The sequence below is a fragment of the Leclercia adecarboxylata genome, from assembly GCF_006171285.1.
GTDB lineage: Bacteria > Pseudomonadota > Gammaproteobacteria > Enterobacterales > Enterobacteriaceae > Enterobacter > Enterobacter barmai.
In genome coordinates this window covers 653,123-676,111 of record NZ_CP040889.1, presented here as the reverse complement: position 1 = coordinate 676,111, position 22,989 = coordinate 653,123, and the positions used below count along the sequence as shown (strand labels likewise).

At 57.8% G+C, this 22,989-nt stretch carries 21 protein-coding genes; 12 read left to right on the top strand and 9 right to left on the bottom strand.

What is annotated here, in order from left to right:
- Nucleotides 1-12: 12 nt before the first annotated feature.
- The 6 genes from FHN83_RS04980 to FHN83_RS04955 all read left to right on the top strand — a co-directional run bounded on the left by FHN83_RS04980 (nt 13) and on the right by FHN83_RS04955 (nt 6,632).
- Nucleotides 13-633 (top strand): YfgM family protein, encoded by a 621-nt coding sequence (locus FHN83_RS04980; protein ID WP_039029716.1) that lies wholly within the window; start codon nt 13-15, stop codon nt 631-633.
- Nucleotides 634-643: 10 nt separating this feature from the next.
- Nucleotides 644-1,822, top strand: a complete 1,179-nt coding sequence (gene bamB / locus FHN83_RS04975; RefSeq protein ID WP_139563356.1) for an outer membrane protein assembly factor BamB — start codon at nt 644-646, stop codon at nt 1,820-1,822.
- Between the two features lie 110 nt (nt 1,823-1,932).
- Nucleotides 1,933-3,405: a ribosome biogenesis GTPase Der gene (gene der, locus FHN83_RS04970; RefSeq protein ID WP_039029714.1), complete on the top strand. Its 1,473-nt coding sequence runs from the start codon at nt 1,933-1,935 to the stop codon at nt 3,403-3,405.
- Nucleotides 3,406-3,713: 308 nt separating this feature from the next.
- On the top strand, nt 3,714-5,267 hold the full coding sequence (locus FHN83_RS04965; protein WP_138369762.1) for a peptide MFS transporter: 1,554 nt from the start codon (nt 3,714-3,716) through the stop codon (nt 5,265-5,267).
- Between the two features lie 59 nt (nt 5,268-5,326).
- Nucleotides 5,327-6,361, top strand: a complete 1,035-nt coding sequence (locus FHN83_RS04960) for a Gfo/Idh/MocA family oxidoreductase (RefSeq protein WP_139563355.1) — start codon at nt 5,327-5,329, stop codon at nt 6,359-6,361.
- 52 nt (nt 6,362-6,413) lie between these two features.
- The gene (locus tag FHN83_RS04955) at nt 6,414-6,632 is read left to right on the top strand and encodes a zinc ribbon domain-containing protein (protein ID WP_039029711.1); all 219 of its coding nucleotides are present in this window, start codon (nt 6,414-6,416) and stop codon (nt 6,630-6,632) included.
- Here the strand turns inward: FHN83_RS04955 and FHN83_RS04950 are convergent.
- Together FHN83_RS04950 and FHN83_RS04945 are read right to left on the bottom strand one after the other, a co-directional pair.
- Entirely contained in the window at nt 6,629-6,979 is a 351-nt protein-coding gene (locus FHN83_RS04950) for a protealysin inhibitor emfourin (protein WP_138369764.1), read from the bottom strand. The genes FHN83_RS04955 and FHN83_RS04950 overlap by 4 nt on opposite strands.
- Nucleotides 6,980-7,999: a M4 family metallopeptidase gene (locus FHN83_RS04945; protein WP_039029709.1), complete on the bottom strand. Its 1,020-nt coding sequence runs from the start codon at nt 7,997-7,999 to the stop codon at nt 6,980-6,982.
- Between the two features lie 158 nt (nt 8,000-8,157).
- On the opposite strand from FHN83_RS04945, the gene FHN83_RS04940 reads away from it, so the two are divergent.
- A complete protein-coding gene (locus tag FHN83_RS04940) occupies nt 8,158-9,291 on the top strand; it encodes an MFS transporter (protein WP_139563354.1) in 1,134 nt (377 codons plus the stop codon).
- On the opposite strand, the gene xseA is transcribed toward FHN83_RS04940, so the two are convergent.
- On the bottom strand, nt 9,292-10,665 hold the full coding sequence (gene xseA / locus FHN83_RS04935; RefSeq protein WP_139563353.1) for an exodeoxyribonuclease VII large subunit: 1,374 nt from the start codon (nt 10,663-10,665) through the stop codon (nt 9,292-9,294).
- Between the two features lie 159 nt (nt 10,666-10,824).
- On the opposite strand from xseA, the gene guaB reads away from it, so the two are divergent.
- Nucleotides 10,825-12,291 (top strand): IMP dehydrogenase, encoded by a 1,467-nt coding sequence (guaB, locus tag FHN83_RS04930; protein ID WP_039029706.1) that lies wholly within the window; start codon nt 10,825-10,827, stop codon nt 12,289-12,291.
- A gap of 68 nt (nt 12,292-12,359) precedes the next feature.
- Nucleotides 12,360-13,937 (top strand): glutamine-hydrolyzing GMP synthase, encoded by a 1,578-nt coding sequence (gene guaA / locus FHN83_RS04925; protein ID WP_138369767.1) that lies wholly within the window; start codon nt 12,360-12,362, stop codon nt 13,935-13,937.
- Between the two features lie 61 nt (nt 13,938-13,998).
- Here the strand turns inward: guaA and FHN83_RS04920 are convergent, their stop codons facing one another.
- The 3 genes from FHN83_RS04920 to FHN83_RS04910 are packed head-to-tail and all read right to left on the bottom strand — an operon-like array spanning nt 13,999 to nt 15,509.
- Entirely contained in the window at nt 13,999-14,748 is a 750-nt protein-coding gene (locus tag FHN83_RS04920) for an alpha/beta hydrolase (protein ID WP_139563352.1), read from the bottom strand.
- 9 nt (nt 14,749-14,757) lie between these two features.
- The gene (locus FHN83_RS04915; protein WP_139563351.1) at nt 14,758-15,012 is read right to left on the bottom strand and encodes a DUF1471 domain-containing protein; all 255 of its coding nucleotides are present in this window, start codon (nt 15,010-15,012) and stop codon (nt 14,758-14,760) included.
- A 35-nt stretch (nt 15,013-15,047) separates the two neighbouring features.
- Nucleotides 15,048-15,509 carry a DUF6130 family protein gene (locus FHN83_RS04910; protein WP_139563350.1) on the bottom strand — a complete coding sequence of 154 codons (462 nt, stop codon included), beginning with the start codon at nt 15,507-15,509 and terminating at the stop codon, nt 15,048-15,050.
- Nucleotides 15,510-15,729: 220 nt separating this feature from the next.
- Here FHN83_RS04910 and FHN83_RS04905 point away from each other — a divergent pair, with 220 nt between their 5' ends.
- The gene (locus FHN83_RS04905; protein WP_139563349.1) at nt 15,730-16,455 is read left to right on the top strand and encodes an SDR family NAD(P)-dependent oxidoreductase; all 726 of its coding nucleotides are present in this window, start codon (nt 15,730-15,732) and stop codon (nt 16,453-16,455) included.
- On the opposite strand, the gene FHN83_RS04900 is transcribed toward FHN83_RS04905, so the two are convergent.
- Nucleotides 16,452-17,633, bottom strand: coding sequence for an MFS transporter (locus FHN83_RS04900; RefSeq protein ID WP_139563348.1), 1,182 nt, complete (start codon nt 17,631-17,633; stop codon nt 16,452-16,454). The two genes, FHN83_RS04905 and FHN83_RS04900, sit on opposite strands and share 4 nt — an antisense overlap.
- Before the next feature lie 98 nt (nt 17,634-17,731).
- On the opposite strand from FHN83_RS04900, the gene FHN83_RS04895 reads away from it, so the two are divergent.
- Nucleotides 17,732-18,616, top strand: coding sequence for a LysR family transcriptional regulator (locus FHN83_RS04895; protein WP_139563347.1), 885 nt, complete (start codon nt 17,732-17,734; stop codon nt 18,614-18,616).
- Nucleotides 18,617-18,643: 27 nt separating this feature from the next.
- Here FHN83_RS04895 and FHN83_RS04890 read toward each other — a convergent pair whose 3' ends face one another.
- The gene (locus FHN83_RS04890) at nt 18,644-18,850 is read right to left on the bottom strand and encodes a YfgG family protein (RefSeq protein ID WP_039029698.1); all 207 of its coding nucleotides are present in this window, start codon (nt 18,848-18,850) and stop codon (nt 18,644-18,646) included.
- Between the two features lie 348 nt (nt 18,851-19,198).
- Between FHN83_RS04890 and FHN83_RS04885 the strand changes: the two genes are divergently transcribed.
- Entirely contained in the window at nt 19,199-21,439 is a 2,241-nt protein-coding gene (locus tag FHN83_RS04885) for an EAL domain-containing protein (RefSeq protein ID WP_139565416.1), read from the top strand.
- An 8-nt stretch (nt 21,440-21,447) separates the two neighbouring features.
- On the opposite strand, the gene ppx is transcribed toward FHN83_RS04885, so the two are convergent.
- Entirely contained in the window at nt 21,448-22,989 is a 1,542-nt protein-coding gene (gene ppx, locus FHN83_RS04880; protein ID WP_039029696.1) for an exopolyphosphatase, read from the bottom strand.

Here is a 22,989-nt window from a genome sequence, read left to right as displayed (position 1 = left end):
GAGAAGGACTGCGTGGAAATTTACGAGAACGAAAACGACCAGGTTGATGCGATCAAACGCTTCTTTGCCGAAAACGGCAAAGCCCTGGCTGTTGGGGTAATTTTAGGTATTGGCGCGCTGGTGGGCTGGCGTTACTGGAACAGTCATCAGGTCGATTCGGCGCGCGGTTCTTCCTTACAGTATGAAAATACCGTGAGCGCAATCCGCGCCGATCAGCCGCAAACGCTGACGGCGGCAGAGAAATTTGCCGCTGACAATAAAAACACCTACGGCGCGCTGGCGTCGCTGGAAGTGGCTCAGCAGCTGGTTGATAAAAATGAGCTGGATAAAGCGGCGGCACAGCTGCAGCAGGGTCTGGCAGCAGCTAAAGACGATAACCTGAAAGCGGTTATCAATCTGCGCCTTGCCCGTATTCAGGTTCAGCAGAAGAAAGCTGACGAAGCGCTGAAGACGCTGGACAGCGTTAAAGGTGAAGGTTTTGCCGCTATTGTCGCCGACCTGCGTGGTGAAGCACTGCTGAGCAAAGGTGACAAACAGGGCGCGCGCAGCGCGTGGGAAGCGGGCGTGAAAAGTAACGCCTCCCCAGCGCTGAGCGAAATGCTGCAGATGAAAATAAATAATTTGTCCGTCTGAGAGGGACCCGATGCAATTGCGTAAATTACTTCTGCCAGGACTGCTTTCCGTTACGTTATTGAGCGGCTGTTCACTGTTCAGCGGCGAAGAAGATGTTGTCACCATGTCGCCACTGCCGACGGTTGAAAACCAGTTTGAGCCATCCACCGCCTGGAGCACCTCCGTGGGCGGCGGTATTGGCGATTTCTACTCTAACCTGCACCCGGCATCAGCGGACGGCGTTGTCTATGCGGCTGACCGCAAAGGCTCGGTGAAAGCCCTGAACGCCGATGACGGCAAAGAAGTCTGGTCGGTTAACCTCGCCGAGAAAAGCGGCTGGCTGTCACGCACGCCAGCGCTGCTGTCAGGTGGCGTAACGGTTGCCGGTGGCCATGTCTATATCGGTAGCGAGAAGGCCCAGGTCTATGCCCTTAACGCCAGCGATGGTTCCATTGCCTGGCAAACCCGCGTGGCTGGCGAAGCACTCTCTCGTCCGGTCGTCAGCGATGGCATGGTGCTGGTACATACCGCAAACGGCCAGCTGCAGGCGCTGAACGAAACTGACGGCGCGGTGAAGTGGACCGTAAACCTGGATATGCCTGCGCTCTCCCTGCGCGGTGAATCAGCTCCGGCCACCGCGTTTGGTGCTGCCATCGTGGGCGGTGATAACGGTCGCGTCAGCGCCGTGCTGATGCAGCAGGGCCAGTTGATCTGGCAGCAGCGTATCTCTCAGGCTACCGGTCCGACCGAAATCGACCGTCTGAGCGACGTGGATACCACCCCGGTTATCGTCAACGGCGTGGTGTATGCCCTGGCCTATAACGGCAACCTGACCGCGATGGATCTGCGTAGCGGCCAGATCATGTGGAAACGTGAGCTGGGCTCGGTGAATGATTTCATCGTCGACGGCAACCGCATCTATCTGGTCGATCAGAACGACCGCCTGCTGGCCCTGAGCACTGAAGGCGGCGTGACGCTGTGGACGCAAAGCGATCTGCTGCACCGTCTGCTGACCGCACCGGCGCTCTATAATGGCAGCCTGGTGGTGGGTGATAGCGAAGGTTACATGCACTGGATTGACCCGAGCAACGGTCGTTTTGTTGCCCAGGAGAAAGTCGACAGTTCCGGTTTCCTGACCGAGCCGGTATCGGTTGACGGCAAACTGCTGATCCAGGCAAAAGACGGTACGCTGTACGCGATCACGCGTTAATCACCGCGGTTGTAGTATACTCAACGGCTCCTGTTGCTTCAGGGGCCGTTTTGATTTTTTAAAAAACGCCGCAAACGCGACGTGATATCGAATTTTATGAGGCTTTAAACATGGTACCTGTGGTCGCGCTTGTCGGGCGCCCGAACGTTGGAAAATCCACTCTTTTTAACCGTTTAACACGCACCCGTGATGCGCTGGTTGCGGATTTCCCGGGGCTCACGCGTGACCGTAAGTACGGTCGTGCCGAAGTGGAAGGTCGTGAGTTTATCTGTATCGATACCGGTGGTATCGACGGTACAGAGGACGGCGTTGAAACCCGCATGGCGGAGCAATCCCTGCTGGCGATTGAAGAAGCCGACATCGTGCTGTTTATGGTCGATGCGCGTGCGGGCCTGATGCCTGCCGACTCGGCTATCGCCAAGCACCTGCGCTCGCGTGAAAAAGCCACTTTCCTGGTGGCAAACAAAACTGACGGCATCGATCCCGATCAGGCGATGGCGGATTTCTGGTCATTGGGCCTGGGCGACATCTATCCGATCGCCGCCTCTCACGGCCGTGGCGTAACCAGCCTGCTGGAAACCGCACTCCTGCCGTACGTTGACGAGATCAGCCCGCCGGAAGAGGTCGATGAAGACGCAGAATACTGGGCGCAGTTCGAAGAAGGTGAAGAGGGCGAAGAAGAGCCTGAAGACGACTTCAACCCGCAGGATCTGCCGATCAAGCTGGCGATTGTTGGTCGTCCGAACGTAGGTAAGTCCACACTTACTAACCGCATCCTCGGTGAAGACCGCGTGGTGGTGTACGACATGCCGGGCACGACCCGCGACAGCATCTATATCCCCATGCAGCGCGACGAGCGTGAATACGTGCTGATCGACACCGCGGGCGTGCGTAAGCGCGGCAAAATCACCGACGTGGTGGAAAAATTCTCGGTAATCAAAACTCTGCAGGCGATTGAAGACGCCAACGTGGTGATGCTGGTTATCGATGCCCGTGAAGGCATCTCCGATCAGGATCTCTCCCTGCTCGGCTTTATCCTCAATAGTGGGCGCTCACTGGTTATCGTCGTCAACAAGTGGGATGGCCTGAGCAATGAAGTACGTGAGCAGGTGAAAGAGACGCTGGACTTCCGTCTGGGCTTTATCGACTTTGCCCGCGTGCACTTTATCTCTGCCCTGCACGGCAGCGGCGTCGGCAACCTGTTCGAATCCGTTCGCGAAGCCTACGACAGCTCCACCCGTCGTGTGGGTACCGCGATGCTGACCCGCATCATGACCATGGCGGCAGAAGACCATCAGCCACCGCTGGTGCGCGGTCGTCGCGTGAAGCTGAAGTATGCCCACGCGGGGGGTTATAACCCGCCTATCGTGGTTATCCACGGTAACCAGGTGAAGGATCTGCCCGATTCTTACAAACGCTACCTGATGAACTACTTCCGCAAATCGCTGGACGTGATGGGTACGCCGATCCGCATTCAGTTCAAGGAAGGGGACAACCCGTTTGCCAACAAACGCAACACCCTGACCCCGAACCAGATGCGTAAGCGTAAGCGTTTGATTAAACACATCAAGAAAAGCAAATAATTAGCCGATCTGCTGAAAAACCCGCGCCTGTCGCGGGTTTTTTTATGCCTCAACTCCTCTGAAAGCAACGAATAATTATTGATGTGATGTCAATCACTATTCATGTTTATCCAACATAAAATCTAAGAAATAAGACGATTGTCGAATTTTCATCTTTTGGTGGTGGGGTGGGGGCTGGACAAAAGTAGCCTCAGGTTATCAAATGGTTAAATAACATTTCGCCGGATGTAAAAAAGCCGCCAGAACACTCTCTGCGTGGCTGACCTCCGGTGTTTACAAGCACGACGACACATCATCTCGGGAGAATTATGCAATCCTCTGTTAATAAAAACGAAAGCCGAACTTTCTTCGGCCATCCTTATCCACTTGGCTCGCTGTTCTTCACCGAGATGTGGGAGCGCTTCTCGTTTTACGGCATTCGTCCACTACTGATCCTGTTTATGGCCGCCACCGTCTATGACGGCGGGATGGGGCTGGCGCGTGAAAACGCCTCCGCCATCGTCGGTATCTTTGCCGGGACCATGTACCTGGCCGCGCTGCCGGGCGGCTGGCTGGCGGATAACTGGCTCGGACAGCAGAGAGCGGTCTGGTACGGTTCAATTCTGATCGCGCTCGGCCACCTGTCGATTGCGCTGTCTGCGGTGATGGGCAACAACCTGTTCTTTATCGGCCTGATGTTTATTGTCCTTGGTTCGGGCCTGTTCAAAACCTGCATCTCGGTAATGGTCGGCACCCTGTATAAGAAAGGCGATGCGCGTCGTGACGGCGGCTTCTCGCTGTTCTATATGGGCATCAACATGGGCTCATTTATCGCGCCGCTGATCTCCGGCTGGCTGATTAAATCTCACGGCTGGCACTGGGGCTTTGGCATCGGCGGCATCGGGATGCTGGTCGCGCTGGTCATCTTCCGCCTGTTTGCCGTTCCGGCGATGAAACGCTACGACAGCGAAGTGGGGCTGGACTCCACCTGGAACAGCCCGGTGGTGAAGAAAAACGGTGTTGGCGGCTGGCTGCTGGCGCTGGCAGCGGGTGTCGCGATTATCGTCACTCTGATCGCCCAGGGCGTGATTGTAATTAACCCGGTTGCCGTGGCCAGCGTGCTGGTTTACTTCATTGCCGCCTCGGTGGCCCTCTACTTCATCTGGCTGTTTGTCTTTGCCGGTCTGAACCGTAAAGAGCGCGCCAGACTGCTGGTCTGCTTCATTCTGCTGGTGTCTGCGGCGTTCTTCTGGTCTGCGTTCGAGCAAAAACCGACGTCGTTTAACCTGTTTGCCAACGACTACACTAATCGCATGATCGGCGATTTCGAAATCCCGGCCGTGTGGTTCCAGTCGATTAACGCCCTGTTTATTATTCTGCTGGCACCGGTCTTTAGCTGGGCATGGCCGAAGCTGGCGAGCAACAACATTCGCCCGAGCAGCATCACCAAGTTCGTGATCGGCATTCTGTGCGCGGCAGGCGGCTTTGGCCTGATGATGCTGGCGGCGCAGAACGTCCTCAGTAACGGTGGGGCAGGCGTTTCTCCGTTCTGGCTGGTGGGCAGTATCCTGATGCTGACCCTCGGTGAACTGTGCCTGAGCCCGATTGGTCTGGCGACCATGACCCTGCTGGCTCCGGAAAGAATGCGCGGCCAGATGATGGGGCTGTGGTTCTGCGCCAGCGCGCTGGGCAACCTGGCGGCGGGCCTGATTGGCGGCCACGTGAAGGCTGACCAGCTGGATATGTTGCCGGATCTCTTCGCGCGCTGCTCCGTTGCTCTGCTGATTTGTGCCGCCGTTCTGACGGTGCTCATTGTTCCGGTGCGTCGTATGCTGGAAAATGCGCAGACGAAAAGTGAGCCGAAACCCGTAACTAACGCCTGAATCTGACCGACATTGCCGGGGCGTGGTTACGCGCCGGCAATGCAACGAAAGAGGTTCAGATGCAGATTGGGTTTGTTGGACTTGGAGCGGTAGTCGAAACCGCCTATTTGCCCGCATTACAAGGTACCTTTGCTGAATCACTTCCCTGTCCGGGATTTGATATCCAGCCCGCGAAAACCCTGGATGGCGTTACGCGAGTTCCAACCCTTGCCGACCTTCTTGCCCGACCCCTCGATACGCTGTTTATCACCACCGCATCGCTACAACACCTTGACGTGCTTGAGCAGGCGCTGGCGTCTTCCATCCCGCGCATCGTGGTGGAAAAACCGATCGTCGCCACCCTGGGCCAGACCGAAAAACTGAGATCGCTGCTGGCGAGGCCGGAGGCAGCCGCGCGGGTGCTGGCACTCGATCACTGGATGGCGCGCATAAACCTGGTGCGCCTGGGGCTGGTCAGACACCTTTCTGATATCGTCAGGATCGAGGGTTTTTTGCAGGAGCCAAGCGGGTTTAACGCGGCGGGTGAGCCCTTCGCGCTTAACTTTGCCACCGGCGAGCCGGATACCCGGACGCTTCGCCATCCGGATGGGGTAATCCTGGATATCGGCACCCACGTGCTGGCGATGATGCGCGAGACGGTGCGGTATCTGGGCGGCAGCGGCGAGCTTGCTTTACAGGTCGTGACGGCCAGAGATCGGCTGGGGCGCGATATCGCCAGAGGCGATATGACCACTGCCGAAGGCGAGGCGCATCTTCAGGGGACGATGGGCGGCGTGCCGGTGGATATCTGGCTGAACAAATATGCCGGGCCGTCAGGCGGGCAAAAAGGGCTGCGACTGCATCTGCGGGACGGACGCATCATCAGCCACGACCGGCGCGGGGCAGAGGATGTGCTGACGCTCACCGACGGCGAGCAGGTTCAGTGCTGGCGCTTTGGCGGCACGATTTACGCGAACTGTCTGGCAGAACATATTCTGGGGGAGCAGAGCCTGTTTGTACGCGACCCGCAGGAGGTGAGCCGCACAACGCAGCGGCGGCTGGAAGAGGTTGAGCTCCTGCTGAGATTACAGCAGCAGCTGCGTGGCCCTCACTGAGCGCATCGTGGTAAAATCGATTGAGTACTGAATATCCTTCAAAGGAGTCATCATGTCGATTACCTGCCCGGAATGTCACGCAGAGCTGGAGCCGCAAAACGGTGTGGCGCACTGCGAGAGCTGCAATAAAGATATTGCCCTGGAAGCCCGCTGCCCGGAGTGCCATCAGCCACTCCAGGTGTTAAAAGCCTGCGGAGCGGTGGATTATTTCTGCCAGAACGGCCACGGGCTGATCTCGAAAAAGCGCGTGGAGTTCGTCGCGGCTGACTAATCGCATACGCAGCCTTCGCCTTTTTGCCAGAGTTCGACCAGCGACTCTGGCGCTTCCTGTTCGGGAACCAGCACGATGATGTCGGTGTATTGCGCCTGATTGTGCCGGGTCCAGATTATCTGAATGCGAAAATAGCGCTGGTCGCCGCCGCCGGGTGACGACGGCTGGCCGGGCGGCTCTCCACGAGGAATCGCCTGCTGAAGTATGTTCACCACGCGCTGGCGCTGTGCACTGTTAAGAGTCGAGAGGGCGATTCGCCGCAACCCGCTGAGATGCGGGATATAGGCCACGCCACCTTCACGCGCCAGCTCGACGACCGCGTCTTCGGTCAGTTCCGGAACCTGCATTCACAACACTCCCACCTGTTTCCAGGCTTGTTCAATGGCTGCTGCGACGTCGCCACCCGATCGCTTTTCACCGTGGGCAACCGTCAGTTTCGCAAAGGCGTCAAAATCTGCATCTTGCGCCAGCTGTCGATCGCAAACCGTGTCATACCATGCATAACCGGCTTTCTCCCAGGCGTTGCCGCCAATGGCCGTTGCAGCAAGATAAAACGCGCGATTGGGAATGCCTGAATTAAGATGCACGCCGCCGTTATCTTCGCGCGTTTTGATAAAGTCTTTCATGTGCGCGGGCTGCGGATCTTTTCCGAGCAGCGGATCGTCATAGGCGGTGCCGGGCTCTGACATCGATCGCAGCCCCTTGCCGTTGATCCCTTCAGCCAGCAGCCCTCCACCAATCAGCCAGTCGGCTTCATCAGCCGTTTGCTTCAGGTGATACTGTTTCACCAGCGAGCCGAAAACGTCCGATAAAGACTCATTCAGCGCGCCCGATTGTTCAAAGTAGATTAGCCCGGCTTCGGTTTCGGTCACCCCATGGCTAAGTTCATGCGCCACTATGTCTATGGCAATGGTGAAGCGGTTAAATATCTCGCCGTCGCCATCGCCAAATACCATCTGCTGACCATTCCAGAAAGCGTTCTGATATTCCCGCCCATAATGAACGGTGCCCGTCAGCATCAGCCCTTTATTATCCAGCGAGTCGCGGTGATAATTTTTCCAGAAAAATTCATGGGTGATACCTAAATAATCATAGGCTTCATCGACAGTAATATCCCCGTTTGACGGCTGCCCCTCATAACGCACCTGAATGCCAGGCAGTTCCTGGGCCTGTTTTGCATCATAAATATCACGCTCCAGCTGCCCGGTTTTATTCACGTGCGGCGCGGCGGGTTTACCTGGCATATGGGCCATCAGCGTTTGTACATGCGTCAGCGTCTGGCGGGCGCAACGCTGTTGAGGCTCAGAGCCACTCTCAATAATACGACGAAGAATATAGGGCGGGATCACGCTGTGAATTCGGGTCATGCTTCTCTCCTGTTTCTGGCAATGCCGAAAAAAGAAACACTTTCAGTGTAAATGATGACGCCGGGGGCGGGGAGAAGTCGGAGTATTCGTACCGGTAAAAACTGGCACAACGCCTTCTCAGCGTTTAGGTTTTTTACAGCGGCAATAAGAGGAGCGTAATGAACAGACCGATCGCACTGGGTATAACCGGGTTCTCATTAATCGCGGTGACATACGGCATGGCGAGATTTTCCTGGGGGTTGATGCTGCCCGATATCCGTCAGGACATTCCTTTCTCACCCCAGGTTGCCGGGTTGATTGCAGCCTGCAGCTATGCGGCTTATTGCCTGTCAGTATTTTTTGCCTCTTTTCTCACCAGTCGCTATGGCCCTCGCGTACCGGCTTTGCTGGCCGCCGCCACGGCCGCAGGCGGGCTGATTATTCTGGCTTTCTCGGCGCTGCCGCTTACCCTGGCGACAGGATTATTTATTGCCGGATTGAGTTCTGGCCTGGCCTCACCCGCGCTTGCCGGGGCCGTAAATGACACCATTGCCCCGGATCGCCAGACCCTGGTGAATACCGTCATTAATGCCGGAACAAGCGCCGGGATCATCCTCTCGGTGCCGGTTCTGCTTTTTATGCCCGGCGGCTGGCGGGCGGCCTGTATCGTCTTTGCCCTGCTGGCACTGCTCTGCCTGCTGGCAGCCTGGCGTTATCTGCCGGGTCTGGCTTCGCGCAAGCGTGAACAAACGCCATCCTGGCGCGAGTCGCTTCGCAAGCCGGGAATGTTCCGGCTGTTAAGTATTGCTTTTGTGAGCGGCGTTGCCAGCGCCGCCTGGTGGAGTTTTGGCCCGGAGCTGCTCAGGAATCATAGCGGGCTTGATAGCGCCGTCACGCGGGTTCTGTGGCTGGTGAGCGGCGGGGCAGGGATCCTGGCCGTGTTTACCGGTAGTGCGGAAAAACGTATCGGGATGCGGGGCGTTTACCGGGGATCGCAGATTTTCATGGCCGCTTCGCTGTTGGCTCTGGCGTTAAGTGAAGGGTTTGCCTGGTGGCTCGTCCCGGTGGTGGCAATGAGCGGGGCGGGATACGTTATTTTATCCGGCGTACTGCTGGTGCAGGGGGCGGTTATCGCTCATCCGTCACCGGCTGTGGGGGTCAGTATGGCTTTTCTGATGCTGGCAGCCGGGCAAATTGTCGGCTCCGTGATGTTTGGCCTGTTGCTGGGAATGGCGGGCGCAGCGGTCGCGCTGGTCATTTTTTCCGGGCTGTCCTGGGTGATGCTTGCCGTCACGCCTGACGGCCAACAATAATTACGCTTTTTTGCGCGTGCGCGTTTTCTTCACCGGCGTTACGCCTTTCACTTCGCTTTCCACCCAGCCGTCTGACAGCCGGGTGGTGAGCACATCCCCGGCTTTGACCTGTTTCGTCTGCTTCAGCACTTTGCCGTCGGTGGCGGTGGTCACGCTGTAACCGCGCGCCAGCGTTGAAAGCGGGCTGACCGCTTCAAGGTGGGTCACCGCATTACCAAAGCGCTCGCGGGTGCTGCCGAGGCGGGCGCGCACGTTCTCAGCCAGCCGGTATTCCAGCTGCTGGATACGCGTCTGCGCGCGCCAGATGCGCGGCTGCGGGTTCTGCTGATTCAGACGCTGAGAGGTTCGCTGCTGACGCTGCACCGCGCGTTTAAGCTGGTTGTCCACCGCGAGGTTCATCCGCTGGCGCAGGCGTTCCAGCACGGTCTGCTGGCGCGCCAGGCGCAGCTGCGGGTGCTGCTGCTGCAGGCGATGATGAAGCTGGGTAAAGCGACGGGTGCGGTTGGCGAGGAAATAGTCCATCGCCATCTCGAGGCGCTGCTGGCCGTTCTGGATCTGGCGCAGCAGTTCCAGCTGGTTCCGGCTCACCATTTCTGCTGCCGCGGACGGCGTTGGTGCCCGCAGGTCGGCGACAAAATCGGCGATGGTGACGTCGGTTTCATGGCCGACGGCGCTCACCACCGGGATCCGGCTGGCAAAAATGGCCCGCGCGACCCGCTCGTCGTTAAAGCTCCAGAGATCTTCCAGCGAGCCGCCGCCGCGCCCGACGATCAGCACGTCACACTCCTGACGGGCGTTAGCGAGCTGTATGGCGCGAACAATCTGCCCCGGCGCATCCTCGCCCTGAACGGCGGTTGGGTAGATCACGACCGGCAGGGAAGGGTCGCGGCGTTTCAGCACGTGCAGAATGTCATGCAGCGCGGCGCCGGTTTTCGAGGTGATCACCCCCACACAGTGGGCGGGGGAGGGAAGCGGCTGCTTATATTGCTGATCGAACAGCCCTTCTGCTAAAAGTGCGGCTTTCAGCTGCTCATATTTCTGCTGTAGAAGTCCTTCACCTGCAGGCTGCATGCTTTCGACGATAATCTGGTAATCACCGCGCGGCTCGTACAGAGTGATACTGGCGCGAACCAGCACCTGCTGCCCGTGCTGCGGCCGGAACGTCACCCGCCGGTTGCTGTTGCGGAACATCGCACAGCGCACCTGAGCGGTGTTGTCTTTCAGGGTGAAGTACCAGTGACCGGAAGCTGGCTGCGTGAAATTGGAGATCTCTCCGCTAATCCACACCTGGCCAATTTCCTGCTCAAGCAGCAAACGGACCGTCTGATTCAGGCGGCTGACGGTAAAAATTGAGGGGGACTGGGAGGATAACATGTGAGCGGGATCAAATTCTAAATCAGCAGGTTATTCAGTCGATAGTAACCCGATAAGAGGCAATCGCAAGCATTTTTTATAAAAAAGTGTAGATGCAATCGGTTACGCTCTGTATAATGCCACGGCAATATTTAACCACCCAGGTCAGAGATATTGCCCATGCTACGTATCGCTAAAGAAGCACTGACGTTTGACGACGTCCTCCTCGTTCCCGCTCATTCCACCGTTCTGCCGAATACTGCCGACCTCAGCACGCAGTTGACCAAAACCATTCGCTTGAACATTCCTATGCTCTCCGCGGCAATGGACACCGTGACTGAAGCGCGCCTGGCTATCGCCCTGGCTCAGGAAGGCGGCATTGGCTTTATTCATAAAAACATGTCTATCGAGCGCCAGGCGGAAGAAGTTCGCCGCGTGAAGAAGCATGAATCTGGCATCGTTACCGACCCACAAACCGTCCTGCCAACCACCACCCTGCACGAAGTGAAAGCGCTGACCGAGCGTAACGGCTTCGCAGGCTACCCGGTTGTGACCTCCGATAACGAACTGGTGGGCATCATCACCGGTCGTGACGTGCGTTTCGTCACCGACCTGAACCAGCCGGTCAGCGTCTACATGACTCCGAAAGAGCGTCTGGTCACCGTACGTGAAGGTGAATCCCGCGACGTGGTCTTCGCCAAAATGCACGAAAAACGCGTTGAAAAAGCGCTGGTTGTGGACGATGGCTTCCACCTGCGCGGCATGATCACCGTTAAAGACTTCCAGAAAGCAGAACGTAAACCCAACGCCTGTAAAGACGAGCATGGCCGTCTGCGCGTCGGCGCGGCAGTTGGCGCGGGTGCCGGCAACGAAGAGCGCGTTGACGCGCTGGTTGCTGCGGGCGTTGACGTCCTGCTGATCGACTCCTCTCACGGCCACTCCGAAGGCGTGCTGCAACGTATTCGTGAAACCCGTGCAAAATATCCGGACCTGCAGATCATCGGCGGTAACGTAGCGACCGGTGCGGGCGCGCGTGCCCTGGCCGACGCGGGTTGCAGCGCGGTGAAAGTAGGTATTGGCCCAGGCTCCATCTGTACTACCCGTATCGTGACCGGCGTAGGCGTTCCACAGATTACCGCCGTATCCGACGCGGTTGAAGCGCTGGAAGGTACCGGTATTCCTGTTATCGCTGACGGCGGCATCCGCTTCTCTGGCGACATCGCGAAAGCCATCGCGGCCGGTGCGGCAGCGGTCATGGTCGGTTCCATGCTGGCGGGTACCGAAGAGTCTCCGGGCGAAATCGAACTGTTCCAGGGGCGTTCTTATAAATCCTACCGCGGTATGGGTTCCCTGGGCGCGATGTCCAAAGGCTCCTCCGACCGTTACTTCCAGACCGACAACGCCGCTGACAAACTGGTGCCGGAAGGTATCGAAGGTCGCGTGGCCTATAAAGGCTACCTGAAAGAGATCATCCACCAGCAGATGGGCGGCCTGCGCTCCTGTATGGGCCTGACCGGCTGTGGTACCATTGACCTGCTGCGTACTAAAGCGGAATTCGTGCGTATCAGCGGTGCGGGTATCCAGGAAAGCCACGTTCACGACGTGACGATCACCAAAGAGTCTCCGAACTACCGTATGGGCTCCTGATTAATTTCCGCGCCCGGCTCTCAGCCGGGCGCTCTGTTTTTGTTTCACTTGCCTCGGAATTAGCGTCAATGACGGAAAACATTCATAAACATCGCATTCTCATCCTCGATTTCGGTTCTCAATATACTCAGCTGGTGGCACGTCGCGTGCGTGAGCTGGGCGTTTACTGCGAACTGTGGGCGTGGGATGTTACGGAAGCTCAGATTCGCGAGTTCAATCCAAGCGGCATCATCCTCTCCGGCGGCCCGGAAAGCACCACCGAAGATAACAGCCCGCGCGCGCCGCAGTACGTATTCGAAGCCGGTGTGCCGGTGTTCGGCGTCTGCTACGGCATGCAGACCATGGCGATGCAGCTGGGTGGTCACGTCGAAGGTTCTAACGAGCGTGAATTCGGTTACGCGCAGGTTGAAGTACAGACCGACAGCGCCCTGATCCGCGGTATCGAAGACTCCCTGACCGCCGACGGCAAACCGCTGCTCGACGTCTGGATGAGCCACGGCGACAAAGTCACCGCGATCCCGTCCGACTTTGTGACCGTTGCCAGCACCGAAACCTGTCCGTTCGCGATCATGGCGAACGAGGAAAAACGCTTCTACGGCGTGCAGTTCCACCCGGAAGTGACCCATACCCGTCAGGGTATGCGCATGCTGGAGCGCTTTGTTCGCGATATCTGCCAGTGTGAAGCCCTGTGGACACCAGCAAAAATTATCGACGACGCCGTTGAGCGTATCCGCCAGCAGGTGGGTGACGACAAGGTGATCCTCGGCCTGTCCGGCGGCGTTGACTCCTCCGTAACCGCGATGCTGCTGCACCGCGCCATCGGTAAAAACCTGACCTGCGTCTTCGTGGACAACGGCCTGCTGCGTCTGAACGAAGCCCAGCAGGTAATGGACATGTTCGGCGACCACTTCGGCCTGAACATCGTTCACGTTGAAGGCGAGAAGCGCTTCCTCGACGCGCTGGAAGGCGAAAACGATCCAGAAGCCAAACGTAAAATCATCGGCCGCGTGTTCGTTGAAGTGTTCGACGAAGAAGCGTTGAAGCTGGAAGACGTGAAGTGGCTGGCGCAGGGCACCATCTACCCTGACGTGATCGAGTCCGCGGCATCTGCCACCGGTAAAGCACACGTCATCAAATCTCACCACAACGTGGGCGGCCTGCCGAAAGAGATGAAGATGGGTCTGGTTGAGCCGCTGCGTGAGCTGTTCAAAGACGAAGTGCGTAAGATCGGTCTGGAGCTGGGTCTGCCGTATGACATGCTCTACCGTCACCCGTTCCCGGGTCCGGGTCTGGGCGTGCGCGTGCTGGGTGAAGTGAAGAAAGAGTACTGCGACCTGCTGCGTCGCGCCGACGCGATCTTCATCGAAGAGCTGCACAAAGCCGACCTGTACAACAAAGTGAGCCAGGCGTTCACCGTGTTCCTGCCGGTTCGTTCCGTTGGCGTAATGGGCGATGGCCGCAAGTACGACTGGGTTGTCTCCCTGCGTGCGGTAGAGACCATCGACTTTATGACCGCGCACTGGGCGCACCTGCCGTATGACTTCCTGGGCCGTGTGTCTAACCGCATCATCAACGAAGTGAACGGTATTTCCCGCGTGGTGTATGACATCAGCGGTAAGCCGCCAGCGACGATCGAGTGGGAATAATTCCCGCCCGTTAAGCGTTAAAAAATCAAGCCCGCCTCTCGCGGGCTTTTTTTCGTCTGTCTCATTTCACCGCTTGCTCAATCACCCGGGCAATCTCCTCCGGATGGCTCACCATTGAAACATGGCTTGCCGCCACCTCACTGGTTTTTGCATCAATCGCCTTCGCCATCGCGCGTTCCAGATCCGGGTTGATCATCCGGTCATTTTTGCTCACCACATACCAGCTCGGCTTATCGTGCCATGCCGCGTGGGTCACCTTTTCTGCAAAGGCCTCCGCGCGGATCGGGCCCTGAGTTGCCTCCAGCGTGTTTTGCTCTGCGGCCTGAATGTCCGGGGCAAAATCCTGGCGTACCGATTTGCCAGGCAGATAGAGGAAACCGTCTGCGGTTTTGGCGATGCCTGCGCTGCCCGGCGGGGCAGGGAAGCTGTCCGCCAGATCCGCCGTCGACTGGCCCGAGTCCGGGGCAAACGCCGCCACATACACCAGCGATTTAACCCGCGCATCGTTACCCGCCTCGCTGATGACCGTGCCGCCCCAGGAGTGCCCCACCAGCACCACATCCCCCTGAGCCCGGGCGATGGCGCGCCGGGTGGCGGCCACATCGTCCTGCAGCGAGGTGAGCGGCAGTTGAACGGCAAAAACCTCGATATGCTGGCGTTGCAGGTCGCTAATCACGCGGTTCCAGCTGCTGCCGTCGGCAAAAGCCCCGTGCACCAGCACCACGGTTTTATCGTTATTCGCCAGCGCAGCGCCGCTGGCAGAGGCCAGCAGCAGGCTGGCCATCAGGGTGTGTGTAAACCGTTTTTTCATGATTTAGCCTTAACGATAAATGTCGGCGGTGCCTGACAGGGTGTTATTTCCCCCGGCGGAGGTAATGCGAAACGCGCTGGCGCCCGCTTTGTCTGCTTTGGCCTGCAGTTTTGCCTCCAGATCCGCGAGCGACGATGCGCCGCTGCTGTCGGAAACAGTGCCGATCTTTTGTTGCCCCTGGGCCTGGTTAATTTCCTGGGCCGCGAATGCGGATGACGTCATGGCAGTAGTGAAGGTCAGGACAGCAATCAGTAATGTGTTCATGGTTAAAACCCTTAAAAATAAGTGAGTGGTTGCGTTCAGTGCATCGCCGCAGCATGCGGCGGCACGGTAAATTCGACGGTTTTACGATCGACAGGCTTATGGGTTGGATCGGCAAGAATAATGGTTACCTTGTGATGGCCTGCAGGCAGTCCCACCAGAATGACCGGCTCGCCGCTGGCGTCCGCCCAGTGCCAGGGGTTGTCATCCACGATGACGTGGATATGGCCGATGCGCGGCGTTACTTTTAGCGCCTCGGGCCCGAACACGGGTTCAATACGCATGTTCTCTGTGCGGTACTGAATAAAGACCGCGCCTTTACTCAGCGGGCCTGCCAGGGGCGGATCCACAATCAGCTTCGCCGGAGGCTGGAGCTGTTCGGGCGGTGCAACGGCGGCGGGGCCGTTAACATCTGCCGCGCTGAGGCCGCTTAACGGCGCGGCCCAGGTGCAGGCTGATGTCAGTGCGAACAGAGTGAGCAGTAAATGTCGACGCATCATTCGGGTATCTCCTCTTCAGGTCATCAATGGCGACAGATACAGAAAACCATTTTTATGTATCGGGTCTGTTTGCTGTGGGCGGCTTTTTTGTATGGCTGCGTAAGCAGGAGGGTGTGGATACAGTGCGATACATTCCGCGCAAGCGCGGGGGCATTTTCGCTGGCATGGTGTCTGCAGAGGCACCCGGGTGGGTGCTTAAGCAAACAGGAGAATGACCATCATGAATCACGAAAAAGTAGCGTTGGTTTTCGGCGGGGCGCGCGGTATCGGGGCGGCCATTGCGGCACGTCTGGCGCACGACGGCTACCGGGTAGCCATCACATGGGTATCTCGTCCCGACAGGGCGCAGGACGTGGTCTCAACCATTGAACGCCAGGGCGGGCAGGCGATAGCTATAGAAGCCGACAGCGCTGATGCGGCGGCAATCCAGGCGGCAGTCGATAAGACGCTGCACCGCTACGGCAGGCTGGATGTTGCCGTGGTGAACGCGGGTGTGCTTCGCCCAGGGACGATTGAGGAGTATGCGCTGGCGGATCTGGATACTACCCTGGCCGTCAACGTGCGCGGCGTCTTTCTCGCCATTCAGGCGGCGGTAAAAACGATGGCTGAAGGGGGAAGAGTTATCACCATCGGCAGCAATACCGCGGTGCGCACGGGCCATGCGGGCAGCAGCGTTTACGCCATGAGTAAAGCGGCGGTGGCATCGATGGTGCAAAACCTCGCTCTGGATCTGGCACCACGGCGCATCACCATAAACAACATCCAGCCGGGGCCGGTTGCCACCGATATGACCGCCAGCATGGTGGACCAGATTACTCCGCTCGTCCCTCTGCAACGTATCGGTAAGCCGGAAGAGATCGCCTCGCTGGCAGCCTGGCTTGCCGGTGAGTCTTCCGGTTACATGACCGGTTCAAGTCTGACCATTGACGGCGGATTTGTCCTTTAGTCGCTGAGGGCAGGGATGCCCTCACCATCACGCACTGCCTGGCTCTTCACAATGGCCACAGCCAGCCCGGCGATCGCCAGCGTTAACCCCCACGAAATCCACATTGCGCCCATCACGCCCAGCGCCCGGTTCAGCCAGGCATAAGCCAGCGGGGATGCCGCCGCCATCAGCTGGGCGGGGATCAGCAGCACCCCGGTGCGTCTGGCGTACTCTTCCGGCGCAAACAGCTGCAAGGGCAGGGTCGCTTTTACGATGGTTACCAGACCGTTAATCGCCCCGTAGCCCAATACAAAACCGGCGGCCGACCAGAGCCATAGCAGGCTGCTCAGCCCCAGCAAAAAGCAGACCGGCATCGCAAGGGCGGTGAGCAGCGTCAGGCGCAGCGGAGTGAGCCCCGCTCCGGCGATCACCTCCAGAAAGCGTGCGCCGGTCTGCCCGATGCCCCAAAGCATGCCGACGGCAACCGGCAGGCCGAGGCTGGCGATAAATTCCGGCAGATGGGTGGAGGTGCCGTTGGAGACAAAGGTGATCAGTGCGATAAACGCGGCGTACAGCCAGCCGTTGCGCCGATCCTGTCCCCCGCCAGATACGGCAGGTTTATTGACGACAGGGCGCGTTTGATTGGGTAACGACAGGGTTAACGCCGCGCTCAGCAAGCCGAACAGGGCATAAACGAGCAGCGCGTCACGCCAGCTCATGCGTGTCAGCAGCGCCTCGCCCAGCGGCCAGAACACTACCGAGGCCAGCCCCCCTGCCAGCGTGACGCGGGAGATGGTTCGCCGCGCCTGCTGGCCGTAGAGATTGACCAGCGCCGCAAACAGCGCGTCGTACAGCGCCAGGCGCATGCCGATGCCGGTCAATACCCAGGCGCTGTACCAGGCGATGAGGGAGTGCGACTCCGCCATCAGCAAACAGCTAATAGCGAGCAGCAGAGAGCCTGTCATCACCACCCGCTGGCCCCCGGCCCGCGCCAGGAGGCGGGTAACAAAGGGCGAGAGAGCGGCCATCACCAGCATGGCGAGCGTCAGGCCCGAGTAAATATGCGCAGAAGACCAGCCGATATCGGCGGCGATCGCCCGGGCAAAGGTGCCCGGCATATAAAAGGAGATCCCCCAGTTGATAAGCTGGTTACAGCCGGTGGTAAGCGGGATGGCGCGAGGTATGGCAGGGTTTTTCATTATCTTTCATTCCATCAGGGAGTTATCCTGAGCATATCCACTGCATCAGGGCGCAGGCAGGCCCGGGCGTTTATGGCTCCTATAAGAGAAACTTTGTGATGACGACGCTGAATCTGGTACAGCTGGCGACCTTTCGCCTGGTGGTGCAGCGGGGCAGCTTTTCTGCCGCTGCGGATGTGCTTGGGCTTTCGCAGCCGGCCGTGAGCTTGCAGATCCGCCAGCTGGAGCAGTTTCTGCAGGCGCGACTGATTGAGCGTACCGGGCGGGGTGTTAAAGCCACGGCGGCCGGGCTGGCGTTATTAACCCACGGCGAGCGCATCGGGCGGGCGGTGGATGAGGCGATACGTTCCGTGGCCGCGTTCAGCCAGGAAGTGAGCGGAACCATCACCATTGGAATGGGCGCGACGGCCTGCATCCACCTGTTGCCACCGCTCCTGCAGGAACTGCGTCAGTCGCATCCGCTGCTGCGGGTCGGCGTCACTACCGGCAACACCCTTGAGATCGTTCGCGCTATCGAGGAGAACCGTCTCGATCTGGGGCTGGTGACGCTCCCGGCAGCCGGTTCGGCGCTGGCGATCGCCCCGGTGATGGATGAGGAGTTTGTGTTTATCGCCGCCGGGGAACAGCAGGCGCAATTTGACACGCTGACCGCAGAGCATCTGCAGGATCGGCCCTTTATCGCGTTCAGTGCGGGAAGCAGTACGCGCCTGGTGATCGACGCCTGGTTTCAGGCAAGCGGCGTGGAAGCGCAGCCGATTATGCAATCCGGCAGTATCGAAGCGATCAAGCGTATGTTTCGTGTCGGGCTGGGATACAGCATCATTCCCCGAATGGCGGTCGATTGCGTGGAAGACAGGCAGGGGTTATGCGTGCGGTCGCTTACGCCGGTATTACAGCGCCAGCTGGCCATCGTAATGCGTCAGGATAAAATTCTGAGCAAAGGAATTAGCGAAATTATTCGATTATTACAGCCTGCGGAATAATTAAATTAACCAACAAAATCCAAACGATTAATTAATTGTCGACGGGGAACGCTCGGCGTAATCGACGGAGAGGCTGGATTGCTGGGCCTGCTTTTTCTCCTGATGGTGATACCACGCACCAATAGAAGAATAAACGAAGCGGCCGACGAAAAAGAAGAGGCTGATAAGCAGTATGATACGCGTCATCCGAGTGTTAAACCGATGTCGTCTTCGCATACGTGTGGCCTGACTCACTGTAGTTTTCCTGAAAATACCCTGCGGGCGGTACGCCATTAAGGCATACGGGCGGGCAGGGGTCAATTAATCCTAATGTAAAATTCCGTCAACAACTCACCCATTTATTGTTATGTATAATAATAAGTTTATTTACGCCATTGATAATTAGCACAAAAGTAGGGTTAAAAAGCGTGAATATTATTTATCGATATTAATATGTTTGATTTAAGTCAAATGTCACTCGCCGTTGCTAACTAAAATCTTTATTCCTTTCGTGTAATCGATATTTCGTCTGCACGGCAACATTGTCAGGTTGGATGCCTGTCTGAACTACCCCCCTGGATGAGCGGGTTTACTATGGCATCTATGACTATTTTCGCGTTATACAAAAAATACAAAGACCACTGGTGGGGACTGCCGTTGCTCCTGCCGGTGCTCCTGCTGCCTATTGTACGTCATGCCACAACCTACACCCAGGTGGAGGGTCACGTTGTGGTGCTCTATTACATGCCCCTGGCGTTTCTGCTCTCGCTGATGCTGTTTTATGGCATGGCGGCCGTGCCTGGCATTATGCTTTCGCTGTTCCTGCGCTACTATCCCTCGATCGGCGGCTACGAAACCGCCGTTACCATGGCGCATTACCTGATCCCGATAACGCTCAGCTGGGGCGGATATAAGGTCTTTGCGCCGCGTCGGAACCGGGTCTCATACGGCGACGGACGGCTGATGGCGCAGCGTCTGTTCTGGCAAATGTTCTGCCCGTCCACCATTTTCCTGCTGCTGTTTCAGTTTGCTGTCTACCTTGGCGTCTATCAGACAAGGTTCGATCTGGTAGGTATCAACACCATCGGCATCCGCTCGCTGATTAACTATCAGGGATTGCTGGTTGGCTGTCTGACCGGGGTGCCGTTCTGCTACCTGGTTATCCGCACCCTTCGCCACCCCCGCTATCTGCGCAGCCTGATCTCCCAGATTGCGCACCAGATTGACAGCAAGGTGACGGTGACGGAAGTTATTATCTGGATAGTAGCAACCAGCTCGCTGCTCTCCTTGCTGCTGTGGCCTATCAATGAAAACAGCACCATCTTTAGTACCAACTACACGCTGTCGCTGCTGATGCCGGTGATGCTGTGGGGCTCGATGCGCTTCGGTTACAAGCTGATGTCCCTGATCTGGACCCCGGTGCTAATCCTCTCCATTCACTATTTTTACCGCTATATCCCCTGGTCGCAGGGTTACGACATCCAGCTCACCATTACGTCATCCAGCTATCTGGTCTTTACCTTCGTGGTGGTTTATATGGCGATGCTGGCGACGCGTCAGCGGGAAGTGAATATTCGCGCCCGGCGTCTGGCGTTCCTCGACCCGGTGGTGCACATGCCCAACCTGCGTGCGCTCAACCGTGCCCTTGGAAAGAAGCCCTGGTCGGTGCTCTGCTTCCTGCGCATTCCGGAACTGGAGGTTCTGGGGCGTAACTACGGCGTATTGCTGCGTATCCAGTACAAACAGAAGCTGGCCGCGTGGCTGAATGAATACCTGGAATCAGATGAGTGCGTGTATCAGCTGTCGGGTCACGATCTGGTGTTGCGGTTGAATACCGAAATGCATCAGTCCCGCATTGACGAACTGGATCTGCACATCAAGCGTTTTCGCTTTATCTGGGACGGAATGCCGCTCCAGCCGCCGGTGGGGGTCAGCTACTGCTATGTGCGTTCCCCGGTGGTGCATCTCTATCTGCTGCTGGGCGAGCTGAGCACCATTGCGGATCTCTCTCTGGCGACCAATCACCCGGAAAACCTGCAGCAGCGCGGCGCCATTAATCTTCAGCGCGGCCTGAAAGACAAAGTCGAGATGATGAACCGCCTGCAGCGGGCGCTGGAAAAAGACGAATTTACCCTGCTGGCGCAGCCCGTGCAGGGCATACGCGGTGATAACTATCACGAGATCCTGCTTCGTCTGCAAAATGGCGACGACGGACTGATTTCGCCCGATGTCTTCCTGCCCGTTGCCCAGGAGTTTGGCCTCTCGTCGCGCATTGATTTGCTGGTGCTGGAGAAGACGCTTCAGTTTATGGCGGATAACCGGGAAGCATTGCCGGCACAGCGGTTCGCTATCAATCTTTCGCCAACGTCCGTCTGCCGGGCCCAGCTGCCGCTTGAGGTCAGCCGGATGTTGCAAAAATATTCTGTTGAGAGCTGGCAGCTGATCTTCGAGATCACCGAGAGCAGCAGTTTTGGCAATGCCGGGCTGGCGATGCAGACCGTGAATCACTTACAGCAGATGGGATGCCGGATTGCCATTGATGATTTTGGTACCGGCTACGCCAGCTATGCGCGCCTGAAAAATGTCGATGCCGATATCCTCAAGATCGACGGCAGCTTTATCCGTAACATCGTCAGCAACAGCCTGGACTATCAGATTGTTGCCTCCATCTGCCATCTGGCGCGGATGAAAAAGATGCTGGTGGTGGCGGAGTATGTTGAAAGCGAAGAGATCCGCGATGCCGCCGAGGCGATGGGCATTGACTATTTTCAGGGCTATTTGATTGGGAAACCCGTGCCGCTGGAAAATGTGTTGATGACAGAGGCGCTCAGTCAGAGCGCCTGAGGGGAGGGTTACGCAGCGACGTTCGGCGAGCGCTCTTCTTCAATTTTTAAGCACCAGCCGGTGACGGCGCTCCAGTACTGCTGCTCTTTTTCCAGATCCAGCAGAACCAGCGCGTTCTGGCTAAACCAGTCGTGCGGGAAGCTCAGCGTCCAGTGGTTATCGTCCGTGGTGAGCGTCAGCGTTGGCGGCGTGGTGGTCGCCTGGCGCTGGTTGTTCAGCAGCACGCCCAGACGTAACAGCTGGATCAGCGGCTGGAACTGTTTTTTCTTGAACAGCGTAAAGCGCGGCAACTCGTCCAGCTTAACGGCTTTACGATGATAGCGTACCAGCGAGGCCATCATGGTCTGCTGCTCCTGGTTGAAGCCGGGCAGGTCGCTGTTTTGCAGGATATAGGCCGAATGGCGATGCATCCCGCTGTGGTTGATGTTCAGCCCCACTTCATGCAGCATCGCCGCCCACTTAAGCAGAGCTGCCAGCTGCGGATGCGCCAGTTTCGGATTCTGGGCTTCCCACTGATCGTACATATGGATCGTGGTTTCCAGCACGCGTCGGGCCTGTTCGCGGTCAATATTGTACTGATTGGCCAGGCTCTGGGCGGTACGGCTGCGAATATCCTGGTGACGGAAGCGGCCCTCCATCTCATACAGCACGCCTTCACGCAGCGCTCCGTCGGACAGACGCAGCTCACGGATTGCCAGCGCATCGAACACGCCGCACAGGATTGCCAGACCCGGCACAAAGACCGCTTTGCGCTCTTCGGACAGACCCGGCAGGCTCAGGGCATCAAAGCTCTTATGCTTGATCACCTCTTCCATCAGCATGGTCAGACGCTCTGGCGTGATAAAGCCATCTTTTTCGCCCATCTCTACCAGCACTTCGTGCGCCGCTTTGATGGTACCCGAGGCGCCAAGCGCCACGTTCCAGCCCTGCAGACGATACTGCCAGGCGAGGGACTCCAGTTTCTGTACCGCCGCCATACGCGCGCGCTGGAAGTTCTCCCGGCTGATAACACCGCCCGGGAAATAGAGCTGGGCAAAGCTGACGCAGCCCATCCGGCGGCTTTCAACCAGGTGCGGTTCAAAGTTCTCGCCAATCACCAGCTCCGTCGAGCCGCCGCCGATGTCAATCACCAGCTTGCGGCCCTTTTCAGGTTGCGTATGTTCCACGCCCATAAAAATCAGACGGGCTTCTTCGTTACCCGAAATGATCTCAATAGGGTAGGGGATCACCTTTTCAGCGCGTTTTAAAAATTCCGTGGCGTTCGACGCCTGGCGCAGGGTATGGGTTCCGACAATGCAGACGCTTGATGCGGTGAAGCCCTGCAAACGTTCGGCGAACAATGACAGGCAGTTCAGCCCGCGCTCCATCGCCTCTTCGCTGAGCATATTGTCCGCACCCAGGCCGTCAGCCAGGTGGACGCGCTGCTTCAGACGACCGATGATCTGCATTGCGCCATCCACCTCACGGGCGATGACCATGTGGAAGCTGTTAGAACCTAGGTCGACCGCAGCAAACTCCTGCGGTCGTGGGGTCTTGTCGTTTATCGGCAT